This is a genomic window from Escherichia sp. KTE52 (genome assembly GCF_000408325.1).
Taxonomy (GTDB): domain Bacteria; phylum Pseudomonadota; class Gammaproteobacteria; order Enterobacterales; family Enterobacteriaceae; genus Escherichia; species Escherichia marmotae.
In genome coordinates this window covers 2,315,346-2,330,946 of sequence record NZ_KE138680.1, presented here as the reverse complement: position 1 = coordinate 2,330,946, position 15,601 = coordinate 2,315,346, and the positions used below count along the sequence as shown (strand labels likewise).

Below are 15,601 nucleotides of genomic sequence, written 5' to 3'. Positions count from 1 at the left end.
TCATAATCAGAGCAATCCTGGGTATTAGTGTGACAAATTCCCATACCATTTTATCAGCCGCGATGCGAGAATCCTGATTACGTTATGAATAGCATCAAACTAACTGCTTTAGGCTTTACGTGGTTGGTGCCAGGATGAAGAAGTAAGCCTTTTCCCTCTCCTCCTCCTAATTGTAATTTTTCGTAATAATGCGATGAAAACCTTCAAAGAGTGGATTATAGTTAATCTAACAAATGTGAGGGCAAGTCCAGGTCAGTAAGTTTTCCCATCCCGAAAGGTGTCCGTTAGTTCAATCGCTAAGAAGGGGACGCGTTATGGATGAATACTCACCAAAAAGACATGATATTGCACAGCTTAAGTTTCTTTGCGAAACCCTGTATCATGACTGTCTTGCAAACCTTGAAGAAAGCAATCATGGTTGGGTTAACGACCCTACCTCGGCTATCAATCTGCAACTTAATGAACTCATTGAGCATATTGCAACCTTCGCGCTTAATTACAAAATTAAGTATAATGAAGACAATAAGCTCATTGAGCAGATAGATGAATATCTGGACGACACCTTTATGTTGTTCAGTAGTTATGGTATTAATATGCAGGATCTCCAGAAATGGCGGAAGTCAGGTAACCGACTGTTCCGTTGTTTCGTGAATGCCACGAAAGAGAATCCTGCAAGTTTATCTTGTTCGAATTATTACAACCATGGGTAGAAGTATGTCCGATAAACCTTTAACAAAAACCGATTATTTGATGCGTTTGCGTCGTTGTCAGACAATTGACACGCTGGAACGTGTTATCGAGAAAAATAAATACGAATTATCAGATAATGAACTGGCGGTATTTTACTCAGCCGCAGATCACCGCCTTGCAGAATTGACCATGAATAAGCTTTACGACAAGATCCCTTCCTCGGTGTGGAAATTTATTCGATAACTCAATTAGTATAAAATCAGGCTATAACAGTCTGTTTATTAAGTATATTCTATTTTTTCCATGAAGGCATTCCTCATGTGATCTCCATCACACAGAAGTAACGGGAACGTTCTCTTCATTGGCTTTTTGCATTACTGTGTTGCCGCATTTTCAGCAACCAGGATGTTTGTAATGAGCACAGAAAAAGAAAAGATGATTGCTGGTGAGTTGTATTGCTCGGCAGATGAGACTTTATCTCGCGATCGCCTGCGCACTCGTCAGCTTATTCACCAATACAACCATTCCGCGCCGGAAGATCAATCACTACGCCAACAAATTCTCACCGATTTACTCGGCCAGGTTGCGGATGCGTATATTGAGCCTTCCTTTCGTTGCGACTATGGCTATAACATTTTCCTCGGTAAAGGGTTTTACGCAAACTTCGATTGCGTAATGCTTGATGTCTGCCCTATTCGTATTGGCGATAATTGCATTCTGGCTCCGGGCGTTCATATTTATACCGCTACACACCCTGTCGATCCTGTAGAACGTAATGCTGGTGGTGAACTGGGGAAACCGGTGACTATCGGTAATAACGTCTGGATTGGGGGGCGTGCCATCATTAACCCGGGCGTTACCATTGGCGATAACGTCGTAGTGGCATCAGGTGCGGTCGTCACAAAAGATATCCCGGACAACGTCGTCGTGGGCGGCAACCCAGCCAGAATCATTAAAAAGTTGTAACTACAATTTGCAACTGTTATGCAAAATTGTGGCAAACCTGTTACTTTCTTCATATCATTCCCACGCTAAAATAGGGTGTTCACTGGAAAGTTGCAGATACCACGAAGGCAAAAGATGACTGAAATACAACGCCTGCTAACCGAAACGATTGATTCTCTGAATACGCGCGAAAAACGCGACAACAAACCCCGCTTTAGTATCAGTTTTATCCGCAAACATCCGGGGCTGTTTATCGGCATGTATGTTGCTTTTTTTGCCACACTGGCGGTAATGTTGCAGTCCCAAACGCTGTCAGATTCAGTCTGGCTACTGGTTGTGTTATTCATCCTGCTTAACGGTTTCTTCTTTTTCGATGTCTACCCACGCTACCGCTATGAAGATATCGACGTGCTCGATTTTCGGGTTTGCTATAACGGCGAATGGTATAACACGCGATTTGTCCCTGCTGCGCTGGTTGAAGCCATACTGAACTCGCCGCGTGTCGCGAATATCCACAAAGAACAACTGCAAAAAATGATCGCCCGTAAAGGTGAACTGTCTTTTTACGATATATTCACCCTCACCCGCACCGAAGTAACATCTTAAGTTAGGTTTTCCCACCAGGCGTAAACCTCTACGCCTGGTCAATTGACAACGATCGTTGCCACCTGTCACTGCATGAAATCCCCGTCCTAACCACTGATCTCTTGCCAGCCTTTTTTCACGATCAGATATACTTTCCCTACACTGTGTTAATAAGGACATGCTGGTGAGAACACGACATCTGGTCAGCCTGATTTCAGGTGTACTTATACTTTCAGTACTGCTGCCTGTCGGCTTAAGCGTCTGGTTGGCCCATCAGCAGGTAGAAGCGTCATTTATTGAGGAGTTGAATACCTATTCTTCCCGTGTCGCTATTCGGGCCAATAAAGTGGCGATGCAAGGAAAAGATGCGCTGCAAGAGCTGGAAAGATGGCAAGGTGGAGCCTGTAGTGAAGAACATCTCATGGAAATGCGCCGGGTTTCATACAGCTATCGCTATATTCAGGAAGTGGTCTATATCGATAACAACATTCCCCAGTGCTCTTCTCTGGAACACGAAAGCCCACCGGATACCTTCCCGGAGCCGGGGAGGATTTCAAAAGAGGGTTATCGTGTCTGGTTAACCTCGCACAACGACTTAGGTATCACCCGTTACATGGTTGCTATGGGAACCGCACATTACGTAGTAATGATCGATCCTGCCTCCTTTATCGACGTAATTCCTTATAGCTCATGGCAAATTGATGCCGCCATTATTGGCAATGCCCATAATACTGTCATAACCAGCAGCGATGAAATTGCCCGGGGCATTATTACCCAACTACAAAAAACGCCCGGTGAGCATATCGAAAATAATGGAATTATTTACGACATCCAGCCCCTCCCGGAGATGAATATTTCCATCATCACCTGGGCTCCAACGAAAATGTTGCAAACAAGCTGGTATCGGCAGGTCTTTATTTGGTTACCTGTTGGGTTATTAATTGGTCTGCTGGCAGCGATATTTGTGCTTCGTATTTTGCGCCGCCTCCAGTCACCGCATCACCGACTGCAAGATGCCATCGAAAACCGTGATATTTGCGTACATTATCAGCCGATTGTCTCCTTAGCCAATGGCAAAATTGTCGGTGCCGAAGCACTGGCACGTTGGCCACAGACGGACGGTAGCTGGTTGTCACCGGATAGTTTCATCCCGCTGGCACAGCAAACGGGTCTTTCTGAACCACTGACGCTGCTGATTATAAGAAACGTATTTGAAGATATGGGCGACTGGCTGCGACAACACCCGAACCAGCATATTTCAATCAATCTGGAATCTACTGTGCTCACATCGGAAAAAATTCCGCAACTCCTGGGGAAAATGATCAACCACTACCAGGTTAACCCTAAACAGATCGCGCTTGAACTCACAGAGCGCGAGTTTGCCGATCCGAAAACCAGCGCTCCGATCATTTCTCGCTACCGGGAAGCCGGTCATGATATTTATCTGGATGATTTCGGTACTGGTTATTCGAGCTTAAGTTATTTGCAGGATCTGGATGTCGATATTCTGAAAATAGATAAATCCTTCGTTGACGCACTGGAATATAAAAATGTCACCCCGCATATCATCGAAATGGCAAAAACGCTGAAGCTGAAAATGGTGGCGGAAGGCATCGAAACCAGCAAACAGGAAGAGTGGCTACGCCAGCATGGTGTGCACTACGGTCAGGGCTGGTTGTACAGCAAAGCTTTGCCAAAAGAAGATTTCATTATCTGGGCAAAACAGCATCTCTGAATTAGGGGCTGGCGGCACGCCGCACAGCCCGTCACGCTACTCGTCGATGATTGACTCGAACCCACCGTAAATCATCCGTTTGCCATCAAACGGCATTGATTCACCGAACTCTTTCATCCGTGGGTCAGACATCATTTTTTGATTGGCAGCGTCGCGGACCTCTTTTGAAGGATATTCAATCCAGCTAAACACCACTTCCTCATTCTCTTCCGCTTTCACTGCCATGCGAAAATCGGTCACTTTGCCGTTTGGCACATCGCTGGCCCAACATTCGACAATGCGAAGCGCGCCAAACTCTTTAAACAGTGGCGCGGCCTTTGCGGCCATTTCCCGGTAGGCATCCTTATTTTCGGCAGGAACAGCAACAACAAACCCATCAACATACTTCATCAGAAACTCCTCCGAAGCGTACTGCGCAGTCAGGCAATTCCTGCAGCGTCAGTCGTGATTAAAGTTTAGCCACATTGAGATTTTTTGACGAAACGGCGGGGAAACAAAAATGGGTGGGGGCCCTGCCAGCTACATCCCGGCACACGCGTCATCTGCCTTGGCTGCTTCCTTCCGGACCTGACCTGGTAAACAGAGTAGCGTTGCGGGAGAACCAACAGAGCCCCCATTGAGAGCGTTGAGAACCAACGCGCAGGCGCATTATCACTGCTGCCCCTGCTAATTGCAACCCATTGCGTGCCAGATGCTGCTTTCTTGCGCAATGCGGCTTCACTCAGGCGTTTTTCCAGATTATGCTGAAAAATTACCTCAGGAAGAAAAGATGGAAAAAGAAGATTCATTTCCCCAACGCGTCTGGCAAATCGTAGCCGCTATTCCCGAAGGCTATGTCACCACCTACGGTGATGTCGCAAAACTGGCAGGATCACCCCGCGCCGCGCGCCAGGTAGGCGCTGTGTTAAAGCGCCTACCCGAAGGCAGCACCTTGCCCTGGCACCGGGTGGTTAATCGCCATGGCACAATTTCGTTAACCGGCCCAGATTTACAGCGTCAGCGGCAGGCGTTGCTGGCAGAAGGTGTGATGGTATCGGGAAGCGGGCAAATCGACTTGCAGCGTTATCGCTGGATTTATTAACCCTCTCCGGACGGAGAGGGTTAATGGCGCTTAGTATTGCGTAGGTGCTGGAACTGCCGAAGACGGATTCACTTGTGTCGGGGAAGTCGACGGTACAGTGGTTGTTGCGCCACCGCTGGCCTGAACCGGCACGGCGGTTTGCTGAACCGGCACTAATGTCAGGTCAGCTTTGGTTCCGCCCTGATTGATCACCGGTTGAACGGTATCGGTGATAAACACCAGTTTGTCGTTGACGGTAACCGCCGCACTCAACAGGATACGCGCATTCGGCTGAACGTCTGCCGGGTTAAATGGCAGAACAAAACTGAACGGTGACTGTTTACCTTCGGTACGTACTGCTTTCTGCGCCAGAACTTTAGAAGGCGCATCCGCTAACGACGCGTCAGAAAGTGTCACGGTCAGCACGGCGTCAGGCGGCAGTGCGACTTTCTGACGGATCCAGACCGTACCGGAAACATTCGGTTGTTGTATAGCAGGTTGCTGTGTCGCTGCAATAGACGTATTTGCAGCCGGTGCTGGCGTCTGGATATCCGCGCTTTTATCCGCGCAAGCCGCCAACGCAATCGCAACCGCTAAACCACTGGCCATGTGCACGAGTTTCATTCACTTCTCCTTATTATCAATGCACCAGCGGGCTAACTTTCCTCGCCGGAAGAGTGGTTAACAAAATAGTAACGTCAATAAGTGTGGCACATGTCACGTATTAACGCCTGCATTTAGCCAGTAATTCAGACCATTGCACCCATCGGACCAGTAACAAAATTGCGTTATACTCAACTCACTTTGGCTTGCTGCGGCAGCTTTGTTACTGGAGAGTTAATATGAGTCAGGCCTTAAAAAATTTACTGACATTGTTGAATCTGGAAAAAATTGAGGAAGGACTCTTTCGCGGCCAGAGTGAAGATTTAGGTTTACGCCAGGTGTTTGGTGGCCAGGTCGTGGGTCAGGCGCTGTATGCTGCAAAAGAGACAGTTCCCGAAGAGCGTCTGGTGCATTCGTTCCACAGCTACTTTCTTCGCCCTGGCGACAGTAAAAAGCCGATTATTTACGATGTCGAAACGCTGCGCGACGGCAACAGTTTCAGCGCCCGTCGTGTGGCTGCTATTCAAAACGGCAAACCGATCTTTTATATGACGGCCTCTTTCCAGGCACCGGAAGCGGGTTTCGAACACCAAAAAGAGATGCCTCCAGCCCCTGCGCCTGATGGTCTGCCTTCGGAAACGCAAATCGCCCAGTCGCTGGCCCACTTGTTACCGCCAGTGCTGAAAGATAAATTTATCTGTGATCGTCCGCTGGAAGTCCGTCCGGTGGAGTTTCATAACCCACTGAAAGGCCACGTCGCAGCCCCCCATCGTCAGGTGTGGATCCGCGCGAACGGCAGCGTGCCGGATGATCTGCGCGTTCATCAATACCTGCTCGGTTATGCCTCTGACCTCAATTTCTTGCCAGTAGCTTTACAGCCGCACGGCATCGGTTTTCTCGAACCGGGGATTCAAATTGCTACCATCGACCATTCCATGTGGTTCCATCGACCGTTTAATTTAAACGAATGGCTGCTGTATAGCGTGGAGAGCACGTCAGCGTCCAGTGCCCGCGGATTTGTGCGTGGTGAGTTTTATACCCAGGACGGCATGCTGATTGCCTCGACCGTTCAGGAAGGGGTAATGCGTAATCACAATTAAAAAACAGCCGGAGGTGAAAACCGTCCGGCTGTCAGATTGTTGGTAACGTGCTTTTGTTGATGCCGGTGGCGGCGTAAACGCCTTATCCGGCCTACCAATTCTTGTAAATTCAATAAATTGTGATTTTTATTGTCGGCCTGATAAGCACAGCGCATCAGGCAAATTTGTATTTGATTGCAGGTTACGCGTTATAGGCATTTTCGCCGTGGCTGTTGACGTCCAGCCCTTCACGTTCCTGTTCTTCCGGTACACGCAGGCCAACCGTCAAATCCGCCAGTTTGTAGCCGATAAACGCCACCACACCAGACCAGACGATCGTAATGGCGATACTTTCCAGTTGTACCAACACCTGATGGCCCATCGTCACACCTTCCGCGAAGCCCACACCGCCCAGCGAACTGGCGGCAAAAATTCCGGTCATGATACAGCCGACAATACCGCAAACGCCGTGTACACCGAAGACATCGCAGGGATCATCCACCCGCAGCAGACGTTTCAACATAGTAACGCCCCACAAGCCTGCCAGACCAGCTACCACGCCGATAATCAACGCGCCGCCAACACCAATGTAACCACAGGCAGGCGTCACGCCGACCAGACCGGCAATCGCACCAGAGCAAGCCCCCAGCAGAGAAGGTTTACCGCGCAGTGCCCATTCACCGAAGATCCAGCCAAGAATTGCCGCCGCCGTTGCTACCACGGTGTTAACAAACGCCAGTGCCGCAATTTCGTTTGCCGTGCCCGCAGACCCGGCGTTAAAACCAAACCACCCGATATAAAGAATGGCAGTTCCGGTAAAGACCATCGGCAGGTTGTGCGGTTTAAACGCCTCTTTGCCAAAGCCCACGCGTTTACCGACCAGATACGCGCCTACCAGACCGGCGATTGCGGCGTTAATGTGCACCACTGTGCCACCGGCAAAATCCAGCGCACCGTGGGAAGCCAGCAAACCGCCTCCCCAGACCATATGCGCAATCGGAATGTAAGAGAGCGTCAACCACACCACCACGAAGATTAACACTGCCGAGAAGCGAATCCTCTCCGCCAGCGCCCCGACGATCAAGCCAACGGTAATACAGGCAAACGATCCCTGAAACGCCACGTGGATATACTGATAGATACTGCCCATTACCGCGGTCAATTCGATATTTTTCAACATTAACCAGTTAATGTTGCCAAAGAAGTTGTTGCCCTCGCCAAACGCCAGTGAGTAGCCGTAAACCACCCAGAGAATACAAACCAATGCAAAGGTCACGGTCACCTGTGTCAGCATCGACAGCACGTTTTTACCGCGAATCAGGCCACCATAAAACAGCGCGATACCCGGAACAGTCATAAACAGCACCAGCGCAGTACAAATCATCATAAACGCATTGTCGGCTTTATCTGCCACCGCAGGAGCAGCCATTACCAGTCCTGGCAGCATCGCCAGTGAAGCAAGCCCAGTTTTTATCGTCGCTATCTTCATTTTTCAGTCCTGTTGCTGTGTGCCAGAGATTACAGCGCCGCTTCGTCGGCTTCGCCGGTACGGATACGAATGACGCGTTGCAATTCAGCGACAAAGATTTTGCCGTCGCCAATTTTTCCGGTGTAAGCCGCCTTGCTGACGATATCGATCACTTCATCGAGTTGATCATCGGCAATCGCCACATCGATTTTTACTTTTGGCAGGAAATTGACGCTGTATTCCGCGCCACGGTACAGCTCAGCATGCCCTTTCTGACGCCCGAAACCTTTCACTTCAGTGACGGTCAGGCCCTGGATGCCAATGGAAGATAACGCTTCACGAACGTCTTCCAGCTTGAATGGTTTGATTATCACGGTCACCAGCTTCATAGATCCCCTCCGGTCAGAATTCGGTAATGGTTCTGCTACACGAAGAAGGTATTGCAAGCGGTGTGCCAGAAATGAAAAACGAGAGGGAAAGCAGGACGCAAAGGTGATTGAAAACAAAAACGCACTATGACAGTGCACAGTGCGTTGCATTTTTGCACCAACGATGAAATTTTGCGCTAATCAGGCGCTCAACGATTCCTCTTCACGTACGCTGGCAGCCAGTTCTTCTCCTGCAAGTTGCAGTTGGTACATCTGCCAGTAACGTCCCTGAGCCGCAAGCAGTTGCTGGTGCGTCCCCTGCTCCACGGCTTGTCCACGATGAAGCACCAGAATGGTGTCGGCATCAACAATGGTCGATAAGCGGTGAGCGATCACCACCAGCGTAGTATGTTCGCGCACCGCCGCCAGGGCGTGCTGAATCGCCTGTTCAGTACCGGAATCAATACTGGCGGTTGCTTCATCAAGGATCAGGATTTGCGGTGTTTCTACCAGCACGCGCGCCAGCGCCAGCAACTGTTTTTGCCCGACTGAGAGATTATTCCCCTGCTCGCCCAACGGCGTATAAATGCCATCGCTCATACTGCGCGCCAGCTCTGCCAGTTGCACCGTTTCCAGCGCTTGCCAGACGCGTTCTTCGGAGATATCACGCCCCAGCGTAACGTTCGCCAGGAAGGAATCCGCCAGCACAACCGGATCTTGCTGCACCATTGCCACGCCCTGGCGCAGCGCGCTGTGACTTAGCGAACTTAACGGACGGCCGTCGAGACGAATCTCGCCTTCCGTTAGCGGGTAATAGCCCATCAGCAAACTTGCCAAAGTGCTTTTGCCACTGCCGGTATGCCCGACCAGCGCCACAAAGTTGCGCGAAGGCACAGACAGATTAATGTTTTTCAGTACCAGATTGTCATCACGATAGGCAAACGACACATTATCGACGTCAATGGTGCCGCTCTGTAACGGGCGATCATCATTGCCATATTGCTGGCGCGGCCCGTCCATCAGTTCAAATACACGCTCACCTGCGACAACAGCCTGTTGCAGCATTGCCTGTTGCGTGGTCAGTTCGATTAATGGTTCGTTAAGTCGCCCCAGATAGCTGATAAACGCATACAACACGCCCACTTCAATAGTGCCACTGGCAGAGAAACCAAACAGCATCAACAAACCGCAAAGAATGAGCGATGAAAACAGACTAAGCAGTGGTCGCAGTAAAAAGCCGTCGAGCCGCAGGGTTTGCATTCGCGCCATATAGTGCGAACGGCTGGCCTCCCCCATACGTTCACCAAATCGCGCCTGCTGACGGAACTGCTGGATAACGCTCATGCCATTGATGATTTCGTTAAAACCGTCGTTGATATCCGCCAGATAGGCGCGCACGCGGCGGACAATCGGCGTACTGTAACGCTGGTATATCACCATCACCACCAGCACGACCGGGAAGATCATTATTGCCACCAGCGCCATTCGCCAGTCGAGACTGAACATCGCCACCAGCATCGCCCCCACAAGTGCGGCGCTACGCAAAACGGTTGCTACCACGGTAACGTAGAGATCGCGGATCACTTCTGTGTCATTGGTGACGCGGGAAATGACCTGCCCGACCGGCTGGGTATCAAACTCACTTAATGGCTGGCGTAGCGCAGCATCCATCACATCGGTACGCAACTGTTGTACAACGCCAACCGCCGCCCGGTTAAACAACAACGACTGCGCGTAGTGCAGTCCGGCGGCAAGCAGTTGCAGCCCAACATACGCCACCGCCAGACCAACAACCATCTTCAACGGCAGATTATTTTTCGCCACCATATTGTCGATAAAATAGCTGATGAGCAGCGGCCCACTCACTTCTGCCGCTGCTGCAACCCACATCATCAGAACCGCAATACCCAGCGGCTTACGCCACGGCGAACCGTATGCTAACAGGCGCTTCAGAGTCGGCCACAGTTGGCTAAAACTACGCATCAACGGCCTCCTCGTGAATTTCAGGGGCATCGTCAAGCGCCGCCTCCAGTTGTTGATAGCGATACATATCGCGATACCAGCCGCTTTGTTGCGCCAGCACATCATGATCGCCGCGTTGAGCGATATGCCCGTGCTGCATCACAATTATTTCACTGGCTTCTGTCAGTGCAGAAAGACGATGGGCGCTGATGATGACCGTTCGCCCCTGTCCCCACTGGCGCAGGTTATGCAGGATCTGGTGCTCTGTGCGTCCGTCCACCGCAGAAAGCGCATCATCCAGAATGAGGATTTCCGCATTCACCAGTAACGCCCGGGCAATGGAGATACGCTGTTTTTGGCCACCGGAAAGCATCACGCCACGTTCGCCCACTTCTGTGTCGTAACCTTGCGGCAGACGAAGAATATCGTCATGCACACTGGCCAAACGCGCTACGTGCTCAATCTCTTGCTGGGTAGCATTCGGGCAACCCAGCGCAATGTTATTCGCCACGGTATCGGAAAAAAGGAACGGCGTCTGACTGACGACTGCCAGGCGGCTACGCCAACTGTCGAGTTGTAGCTGCGTCAGAGGAATATCATGAAAGCGAATATCCCCCTCGCTGACGTCGAAATGACGCTGAATGAGTGACAGCACGGTACTTTTGCCGGAACCGGTCGGCCCGCAAATGCCCAGCATCTGACCGGGCTTCAATACGAAACTGACGTTTTCCAGCGCAGGATGGTGAGTTTGCGGATAGGTAAACTGGCGAATATTCACATCCAGTTTACCGCGTCCTTCCGGCACACTTTCGCTACCATCTTTGACGACCGGCGCTTCCGCCAGCATCGTTCGAATACGGCTGTACGCCGCGCTGCCGCGTTCCACAATGTTAAACATCCATGCCAGCGCCAGCATCGGCCAGATCATCAGGCCAAGATACATCATAAAACTGGTGAGCTGTCCCAGCGTTAAACTGCCCTGCACAACCATCCAGCTTCCCCCACCAATCGCCAGTAAATTCGCCATCCCAATAGCGATATAGATGGTCGGATCGAAACGGGCATCAATACGTGCCACAAGCATGTTTTTCTTGCCAGTGTCCTCGGCATCTGCGGCAAATAGCGCCGACTGGCGATCTTCCAGACCAAAGGCTTTAATCATACGGATACTGGTGAGGCTCTCCTGGGTGCGGTCGTTGAGGCTGGAAAACGCCGCCTGCGCCAGCTTAAAACGCTCATGTAAAGCGTCGCCATTACGTTTGATCATGATCGCCATCACCGGCATCGGCAGCAGCGCTATTAAGGTCAACTGCCAGCTAATTTGCGTTGACATCATAATCAGCACCGCGCAGCCCATCACCAGCGAATCCACCAGCGTCAGCACCCCTTCCCCGGCGGCAAATACCACGCGATCAACGTCATTCGTCGCGCGGGCCATTAAGTCCCCCGTCCGGTGACGCAGGTAAAATTCTGGATGCTGGCGGCTTAACTGGCGGTAATAATCTTCACGCAGTTCAACAGCCAGTTGATAAGACGCACCGAACAACAGTACACGCCAGACATAACGCAGGAGATAAACCACGACTGCAATCAGCACCATAGTGGCGATCCACATCAGGATCTGTCCGGTCGTAAAGTGTTGTTCCGTCACGCCATCGACCACAATCCCGACTACTTTCGGCGGAACCAGTTGCAGCATCGCGATAATGACAAGCAAGGCCACAGCCCCGAGATAGCGACGCCATTCCCGACGGAAATACCAGCTTAGTTGAGCAAATAATCGCACGCGTTGTGTCCTGACCTGATTTTGGATATTTATTCGATGGGTAAAGAAGTGGTGTATTTAATCTGTTCCATCGCGAAACTGGAAGTAACGTCCGACAGCCCTGGCACGCTGTTTACCAGACGCTTATAAAACTCGTCGTAGCGTTTCATGTCGGCAACCTGGACACGCATCAGATAATCGTATTCACCGGCCATGCGCCAGAACCCCAGCACTTCTGGCATTTCCGTTACCACCGTGACAAAGCGGCAATACCATTCGCTGCTGTGATGTTGCGTTTTAATCAGTACAAAAGCGGTCAGCCCGAGGCCAATTTTTTCCGGGTCCAGTAAGGCAACTTTGCCGATAAGGATACCGTCATCCTCCAGCCGTTTCAGACGCTTCCAGCAAGGCGTGGTTGTCAGATTAACGGCTTCTGCCAGAGCCTGCAAAGAGAGGGTACAATCCTGCTGTAGCAAGGCCAGCAGCTTACGATCAATTTTATCTAACATAGCCCACCCACAGAGAATTATTTTCTCTTTTCATTCTATTTTAAAGGTCAAATACCGACAATTTATTCTGTGCGGTTTAAACGCCACTGCACAAAATGACAAATTCAAAGCAAAAAAAACCGGGCTATTGCCCGGCGCTGGAAGGGATCTCGTTATTCGGGGGAATAAGGTAGATGTGGATTGTCCAGCCAGTGCGTCAAATAGTGAGAGACAGCCTGATTTCGGCAGTGTCCAATCACCGGTAAATGGGGGAGTTCCGCGCGAAGTTGCGGCATCGCATTGCCCATAATAAAGCCGCTGCCGACGCTGCCTAACATTTCACGATCGTTCATCGCATCGCCAAAGGCCATGCAGTCGCGCAGCGAAAAACCTAAATATTGGGTCAGCACCACCAGCGCTGCGCCTTTATTGCACCCCACCGGCAGTACTTCCAGGCAATTAATCGCGGAAAAACACAAATGTGCCCGCTCGCCTAATGCTTCCTGTAGTTGGATCTGCAAGCGCGTAAGATCGTCATGATCGCCACAGAAACAGACCTTGGTGACGCGGTCGAGAGGCATTTTTTTGACATTGATAATCTGATAACGAAACTTGCTATAGACAAATGCCTGCAACAACGCCGGAATTTCGCGTTCGGTAAACCAGCCATCATCATTGAAGATATGCATGCTGGCCTGGGTATCCCACTTCTGATAGAGCACCCGTTCCGCTACATCTGCAGGTAAATCATCACGATGTAACAATTCACCTTCCAGAGAATGCACGCGCGTACCGTTGCCGGTAATCAAATACGCATCCAGCGATAGCGCCCCGAGAATGTGCTGCATCTCCAACGCATGGCGACCCGTAGCAAAAGTAAGGGTGATATCGCGTTCACGCAGGCGCGCCAGAGTAGAGAGGGTTTTCTCACCTAAGTGGTGGTCAGGCATCAATAAAGTGCCGTCCATATCAAATGCTGCCAGACGAGCCATTTCTTTCTCCACTCTGTGACAGGGTTAATGGTGATTGAGTATCACCTGATATATACGGAAGTAATAGTGAATAGTTAAATAATATTGTTCCGGGTTTATATGCGACTGCTTAACCGTCTTAACCAGTATCAACGTCTGTGGCAACCTTCCGCGGGAGAGACGCAGTCCGTGACCGTCAGCGAACTGGCCGAACGCTGTTTTTGCAGCGAACGGCATGTGCGCACACTGTTACGTCAGGCACAGGAGGCTGGATGGTTGGAGTGGCAGGCGCAATCAGGACGCGGAAAGCGCGGGCAACTACGCTTTCTGGTGACGCCGCAATTCCTGCGCAATACGATGATGGAACAGGCGCTGGAAACCGGGAAACAGCAGGATGTGCTGGAGCTGGCGCAACTGGCTCCTGGCGAGCTGCGTACCCTGTTACAACCGTTTATGGGCGGGCAATGGCATAACGATACACCGACGTTGCGTATCCCCTATTATCGCCCACTCGAACCGCTACAACCGGGCTTTTTGCCCGGCCGTGCCGAGCAGCATCTCGCCGGGCAAGTTTTTTCCGGCCTGACCCGCTTCGACAATAATACGCAACGCCCAATTGGCGATTTAGCGCACCACTGGGAAACGTCTACTGACGGGCTACGCTGGGATTTTTATCTTCGTTCAACACTGCACTGGCATAACGGCGATGCTGTAAAAGCAACGCAACTGCATCAGCGGTTGTTGATGCTGCTCCAGCTACCTGCATTGGGTAAATTATTTATTAGCGTGAAGCGTATTGAAGTCCCCCATCCGCAGTGCCTGACCTTCTTTTTACATCGCCCCGATTACTGGCTTGCCCACCGGCTGGCAAGCTATTGCAGTCATCTCGCGCATCCACAATTCCCGCAGGTGGGAACCGGTCCTTTTCGCTTAACACAATTCACAGCGGAACTGGTGCGTCTGGAAAGTCACGATTATTACCATTTACGTCATCCACTGCTAAAAGCGGTTGAATACTGGATAACTCCACCGCTTTTTGAAAAAGATTTGGGAACCAGTTGCCAGCATCCAGTGCAAATCACTATCGGTAAACCCGAGGATCTGCCTCTGGTCAGCCAGGTCAGTAGCGGCATCAGTTTAGGTTTTTGCTATTTAACGTTGCGCAAAAGCTCCCGACTAACCCTCTGGCAGGCGCGAAAAGTGATCTCCATTATTCATCAATCTGGTTTACTGCAAACGTTAGAAGTCGGAGAAAACCTGATCACCGCCAGTAATGCATTGCTGCCTGGCTGGGCTATTCCGCAATGGGAAGTGCCAGATGAGGTCAAACTACCGGAAACATTGACGCTGGCTTATCACCTGCCAGTGGAACTTCATGCTATGGCAGAACAGCTACGGACGACGCTGGCAGCAGAAGGTTGCGAATTAAAGATTATTTTTCATCATGCGAAAAACTGGGATGACACAACCCCACTGGCTCAGGCAGATTTGATGATGGGCGATAGATTAATTGGCGAAGCACCGGAATATACCCTTGAGCAATGGCTGCGTTGCGATCCGCTCTGGCCACATGTTTTCACTGCCAGCACATATGCACATCTGCACTCAACACTGGATGCCGTGCAATTGATGCCTGATGAGGAAAACCGACATAACGCCCTGAAAGCGGTCTTCACACAATTAATGGATAACGCCACGCTGACACCACTGTTTAACTATCACTATCGCATTAGCGCGCCGCCCGGTGTTAACGGTGTCCGTCTGACGCCGCGCGGCTGGTTTGAATTTACCGAAGCCTGGCTTCCCGCACCGTCGCAATGAAGCACTGGTCGGGGTTAACCACAGGCGTTACCATAAGGTTTTTACCGATTTAGCAGGATGA

General features: G+C 50.8%; 16 protein-coding genes and 1 other RNA gene. 8 read left to right on the top strand and 9 right to left on the bottom strand.

Translation table 11 applies throughout. The annotated features are described in order from the left end of the window. Positions 1–314 precede the first annotated feature (314 nt). From tomB to A1SC_RS01000, 5 genes are all read left to right on the top strand, one after another. Complete coding sequence (gene tomB / locus A1SC_RS00980; RefSeq protein ID WP_000344801.1) at positions 315–710, top strand: Hha toxicity modulator TomB; 396 nt, start codon at positions 315–317, stop codon at positions 708–710. Positions 711–714: 4 nt separating this feature from the next. Then, the gene (locus tag A1SC_RS00985; protein WP_001280991.1) at positions 715–933 is read left to right on the top strand and encodes an HHA domain-containing protein; all 219 of its coding nucleotides are present in this window, start codon (positions 715–717) and stop codon (positions 931–933) included. Positions 934–1,104: 171 nt separating this feature from the next. Then, the gene (maa, locus tag A1SC_RS00990) at positions 1,105–1,656 is read left to right on the top strand and encodes a maltose O-acetyltransferase (RefSeq protein ID WP_016263001.1); all 552 of its coding nucleotides are present in this window, start codon (positions 1,105–1,107) and stop codon (positions 1,654–1,656) included. A gap of 114 nt (positions 1,657–1,770) precedes the next feature. Next, positions 1,771–2,241 carry a YlaC family protein gene (locus A1SC_RS00995; RefSeq protein ID WP_001515897.1) on the top strand — a complete coding sequence of 157 codons (471 nt, stop codon included), beginning with the start codon at positions 1,771–1,773 and terminating at the stop codon, positions 2,239–2,241. Positions 2,242–2,404: 163 nt separating this feature from the next. Then, on the top strand, positions 2,405–3,955 hold the full coding sequence (locus tag A1SC_RS01000) for an EAL domain-containing protein (protein ID WP_001515896.1): 1,551 nt from the start codon (positions 2,405–2,407) through the stop codon (positions 3,953–3,955). Positions 3,956–3,991: 36 nt separating this feature from the next. On the opposite strand, the gene A1SC_RS01005 is transcribed toward A1SC_RS01000, so the two are convergent. Then, positions 3,992–4,345, bottom strand: a complete 354-nt coding sequence (locus tag A1SC_RS01005; protein WP_000878149.1) for a DUF1428 domain-containing protein — start codon at positions 4,343–4,345, stop codon at positions 3,992–3,994. A gap of 120 nt (positions 4,346–4,465) precedes the next feature. Then, positions 4,466–4,562, bottom strand: an RNA gene (gene ffs / locus A1SC_RS22945) — signal recognition particle sRNA small type. Between the two features lie 162 nt (positions 4,563–4,724). Between ffs and A1SC_RS01010 the strand changes: the two genes are divergently transcribed. Then, positions 4,725–5,036: an MGMT family protein gene (locus A1SC_RS01010; RefSeq protein ID WP_000409903.1), complete on the top strand. Its 312-nt coding sequence runs from the start codon at positions 4,725–4,727 to the stop codon at positions 5,034–5,036. A gap of 30 nt (positions 5,037–5,066) precedes the next feature. Here A1SC_RS01010 and A1SC_RS01015 read toward each other — a convergent pair whose 3' ends face one another. Beyond that, positions 5,067–5,639: a YbaY family lipoprotein gene (locus A1SC_RS01015; RefSeq protein ID WP_000779815.1), complete on the bottom strand. Its 573-nt coding sequence runs from the start codon at positions 5,637–5,639 to the stop codon at positions 5,067–5,069. Between the two features lie 218 nt (positions 5,640–5,857). Here A1SC_RS01015 and tesB point away from each other — a divergent pair, with 218 nt between their 5' ends. Then, positions 5,858–6,718 (top strand): acyl-CoA thioesterase II, encoded by an 861-nt coding sequence (gene tesB, locus A1SC_RS01020; protein ID WP_000075873.1) that lies wholly within the window; start codon positions 5,858–5,860, stop codon positions 6,716–6,718. 181 nt (positions 6,719–6,899) lie between these two features. Here the strand turns inward: tesB and amtB are convergent, their stop codons facing one another. The 6 genes from amtB to cof all read right to left on the bottom strand — a co-directional run bounded on the left by amtB (position 6,900) and on the right by cof (position 13,740). After that, positions 6,900–8,186, bottom strand: coding sequence for an ammonium transporter AmtB (gene amtB, locus A1SC_RS01025; RefSeq protein WP_000685045.1), 1,287 nt, complete (start codon positions 8,184–8,186; stop codon positions 6,900–6,902). Between the two features lie 29 nt (positions 8,187–8,215). Continuing rightward, a complete protein-coding gene (glnK, locus tag A1SC_RS01030; RefSeq protein WP_000780338.1) occupies positions 8,216–8,554 on the bottom strand; it encodes a P-II family nitrogen regulator in 339 nt (112 codons plus the stop codon). Positions 8,555–8,734: 180 nt separating this feature from the next. Beyond that, positions 8,735–10,516, bottom strand: a complete 1,782-nt coding sequence (locus A1SC_RS01035; RefSeq protein ID WP_001256183.1) for a SmdB family multidrug efflux ABC transporter permease/ATP-binding protein — start codon at positions 10,514–10,516, stop codon at positions 8,735–8,737. Further along, positions 10,509–12,281, bottom strand: coding sequence for a SmdA family multidrug ABC transporter permease/ATP-binding protein (locus A1SC_RS01040; RefSeq protein WP_016263000.1), 1,773 nt, complete (start codon positions 12,279–12,281; stop codon positions 10,509–10,511). The genes A1SC_RS01035 and A1SC_RS01040 overlap by 8 nt, the downstream gene beginning before the upstream one ends. A 29-nt stretch (positions 12,282–12,310) precedes the next feature. Next, positions 12,311–12,769 (bottom strand): DNA-binding transcriptional regulator DecR, encoded by a 459-nt coding sequence (decR, locus tag A1SC_RS01045; protein WP_000884589.1) that lies wholly within the window; start codon positions 12,767–12,769, stop codon positions 12,311–12,313. 152 nt (positions 12,770–12,921) lie between these two features. Further along, complete coding sequence (cof, locus tag A1SC_RS01050) at positions 12,922–13,740, bottom strand: HMP-PP phosphatase (protein WP_001515892.1); 819 nt, start codon at positions 13,738–13,740, stop codon at positions 12,922–12,924. A gap of 99 nt (positions 13,741–13,839) precedes the next feature. On the opposite strand from cof, the gene A1SC_RS01055 reads away from it, so the two are divergent. Next, positions 13,840–15,540 carry an SgrR family transcriptional regulator gene (locus tag A1SC_RS01055; RefSeq protein ID WP_016262999.1) on the top strand — a complete coding sequence of 567 codons (1,701 nt, stop codon included), beginning with the start codon at positions 13,840–13,842 and terminating at the stop codon, positions 15,538–15,540. Positions 15,541–15,601 lie beyond the last annotated feature (61 nt).

What these genes read in the sequence shown, in the direction of transcription:
- A1SC_RS00995 (WP_001515897.1), top strand. Translation starts at nt 1,771, where the DNA reads ATGACTGAAATACAACGCCTGCTAACCGAAACGATTGATTCTCTGAAT.
- A1SC_RS01055 (WP_016262999.1), top strand. Translation starts at nt 13,840, where the DNA reads ATGCGACTGCTTAACCGTCTTAACCAGTATCAACGTCTGTGGCAACCT.
- decR (WP_000884589.1), bottom strand. Translation starts at nt 12,769, where the DNA reads ATGTTAGATAAAATTGATCGTAAGCTGCTGGCCTTGCTACAGCAGGAT.
- amtB (WP_000685045.1), bottom strand. Translation starts at nt 8,186, where the DNA reads ATGAAGATAGCGACGATAAAAACTGGGCTTGCTTCACTGGCGATGCTG.
- tesB (WP_000075873.1), top strand. Translation starts at nt 5,858, where the DNA reads ATGAGTCAGGCCTTAAAAAATTTACTGACATTGTTGAATCTGGAAAAA.
- A1SC_RS01015 (WP_000779815.1), bottom strand. Translation starts at nt 5,639, where the DNA reads ATGAAACTCGTGCACATGGCCAGTGGTTTAGCGGTTGCGATTGCGTTG.
- maa (WP_016263001.1), top strand. Translation starts at nt 1,105, where the DNA reads ATGAGCACAGAAAAAGAAAAGATGATTGCTGGTGAGTTGTATTGCTCG.
- cof (WP_001515892.1), bottom strand. Translation starts at nt 13,740, where the DNA reads ATGGCTCGTCTGGCAGCATTTGATATGGACGGCACTTTATTGATGCCT.
- A1SC_RS01010 (WP_000409903.1), top strand. Translation starts at nt 4,725, where the DNA reads ATGGAAAAAGAAGATTCATTTCCCCAACGCGTCTGGCAAATCGTAGCC.
- tomB (WP_000344801.1), top strand. Translation starts at nt 315, where the DNA reads ATGGATGAATACTCACCAAAAAGACATGATATTGCACAGCTTAAGTTT.
- A1SC_RS01005 (WP_000878149.1), bottom strand. Translation starts at nt 4,345, where the DNA reads ATGAAGTATGTTGATGGGTTTGTTGTTGCTGTTCCTGCCGAAAATAAG.
- glnK (WP_000780338.1), bottom strand. Translation starts at nt 8,554, where the DNA reads ATGAAGCTGGTGACCGTGATAATCAAACCATTCAAGCTGGAAGACGTT.
- A1SC_RS00985 (WP_001280991.1), top strand. Translation starts at nt 715, where the DNA reads ATGTCCGATAAACCTTTAACAAAAACCGATTATTTGATGCGTTTGCGT.
- A1SC_RS01035 (WP_001256183.1), bottom strand. Translation starts at nt 10,516, where the DNA reads ATGCGTAGTTTTAGCCAACTGTGGCCGACTCTGAAGCGCCTGTTAGCA.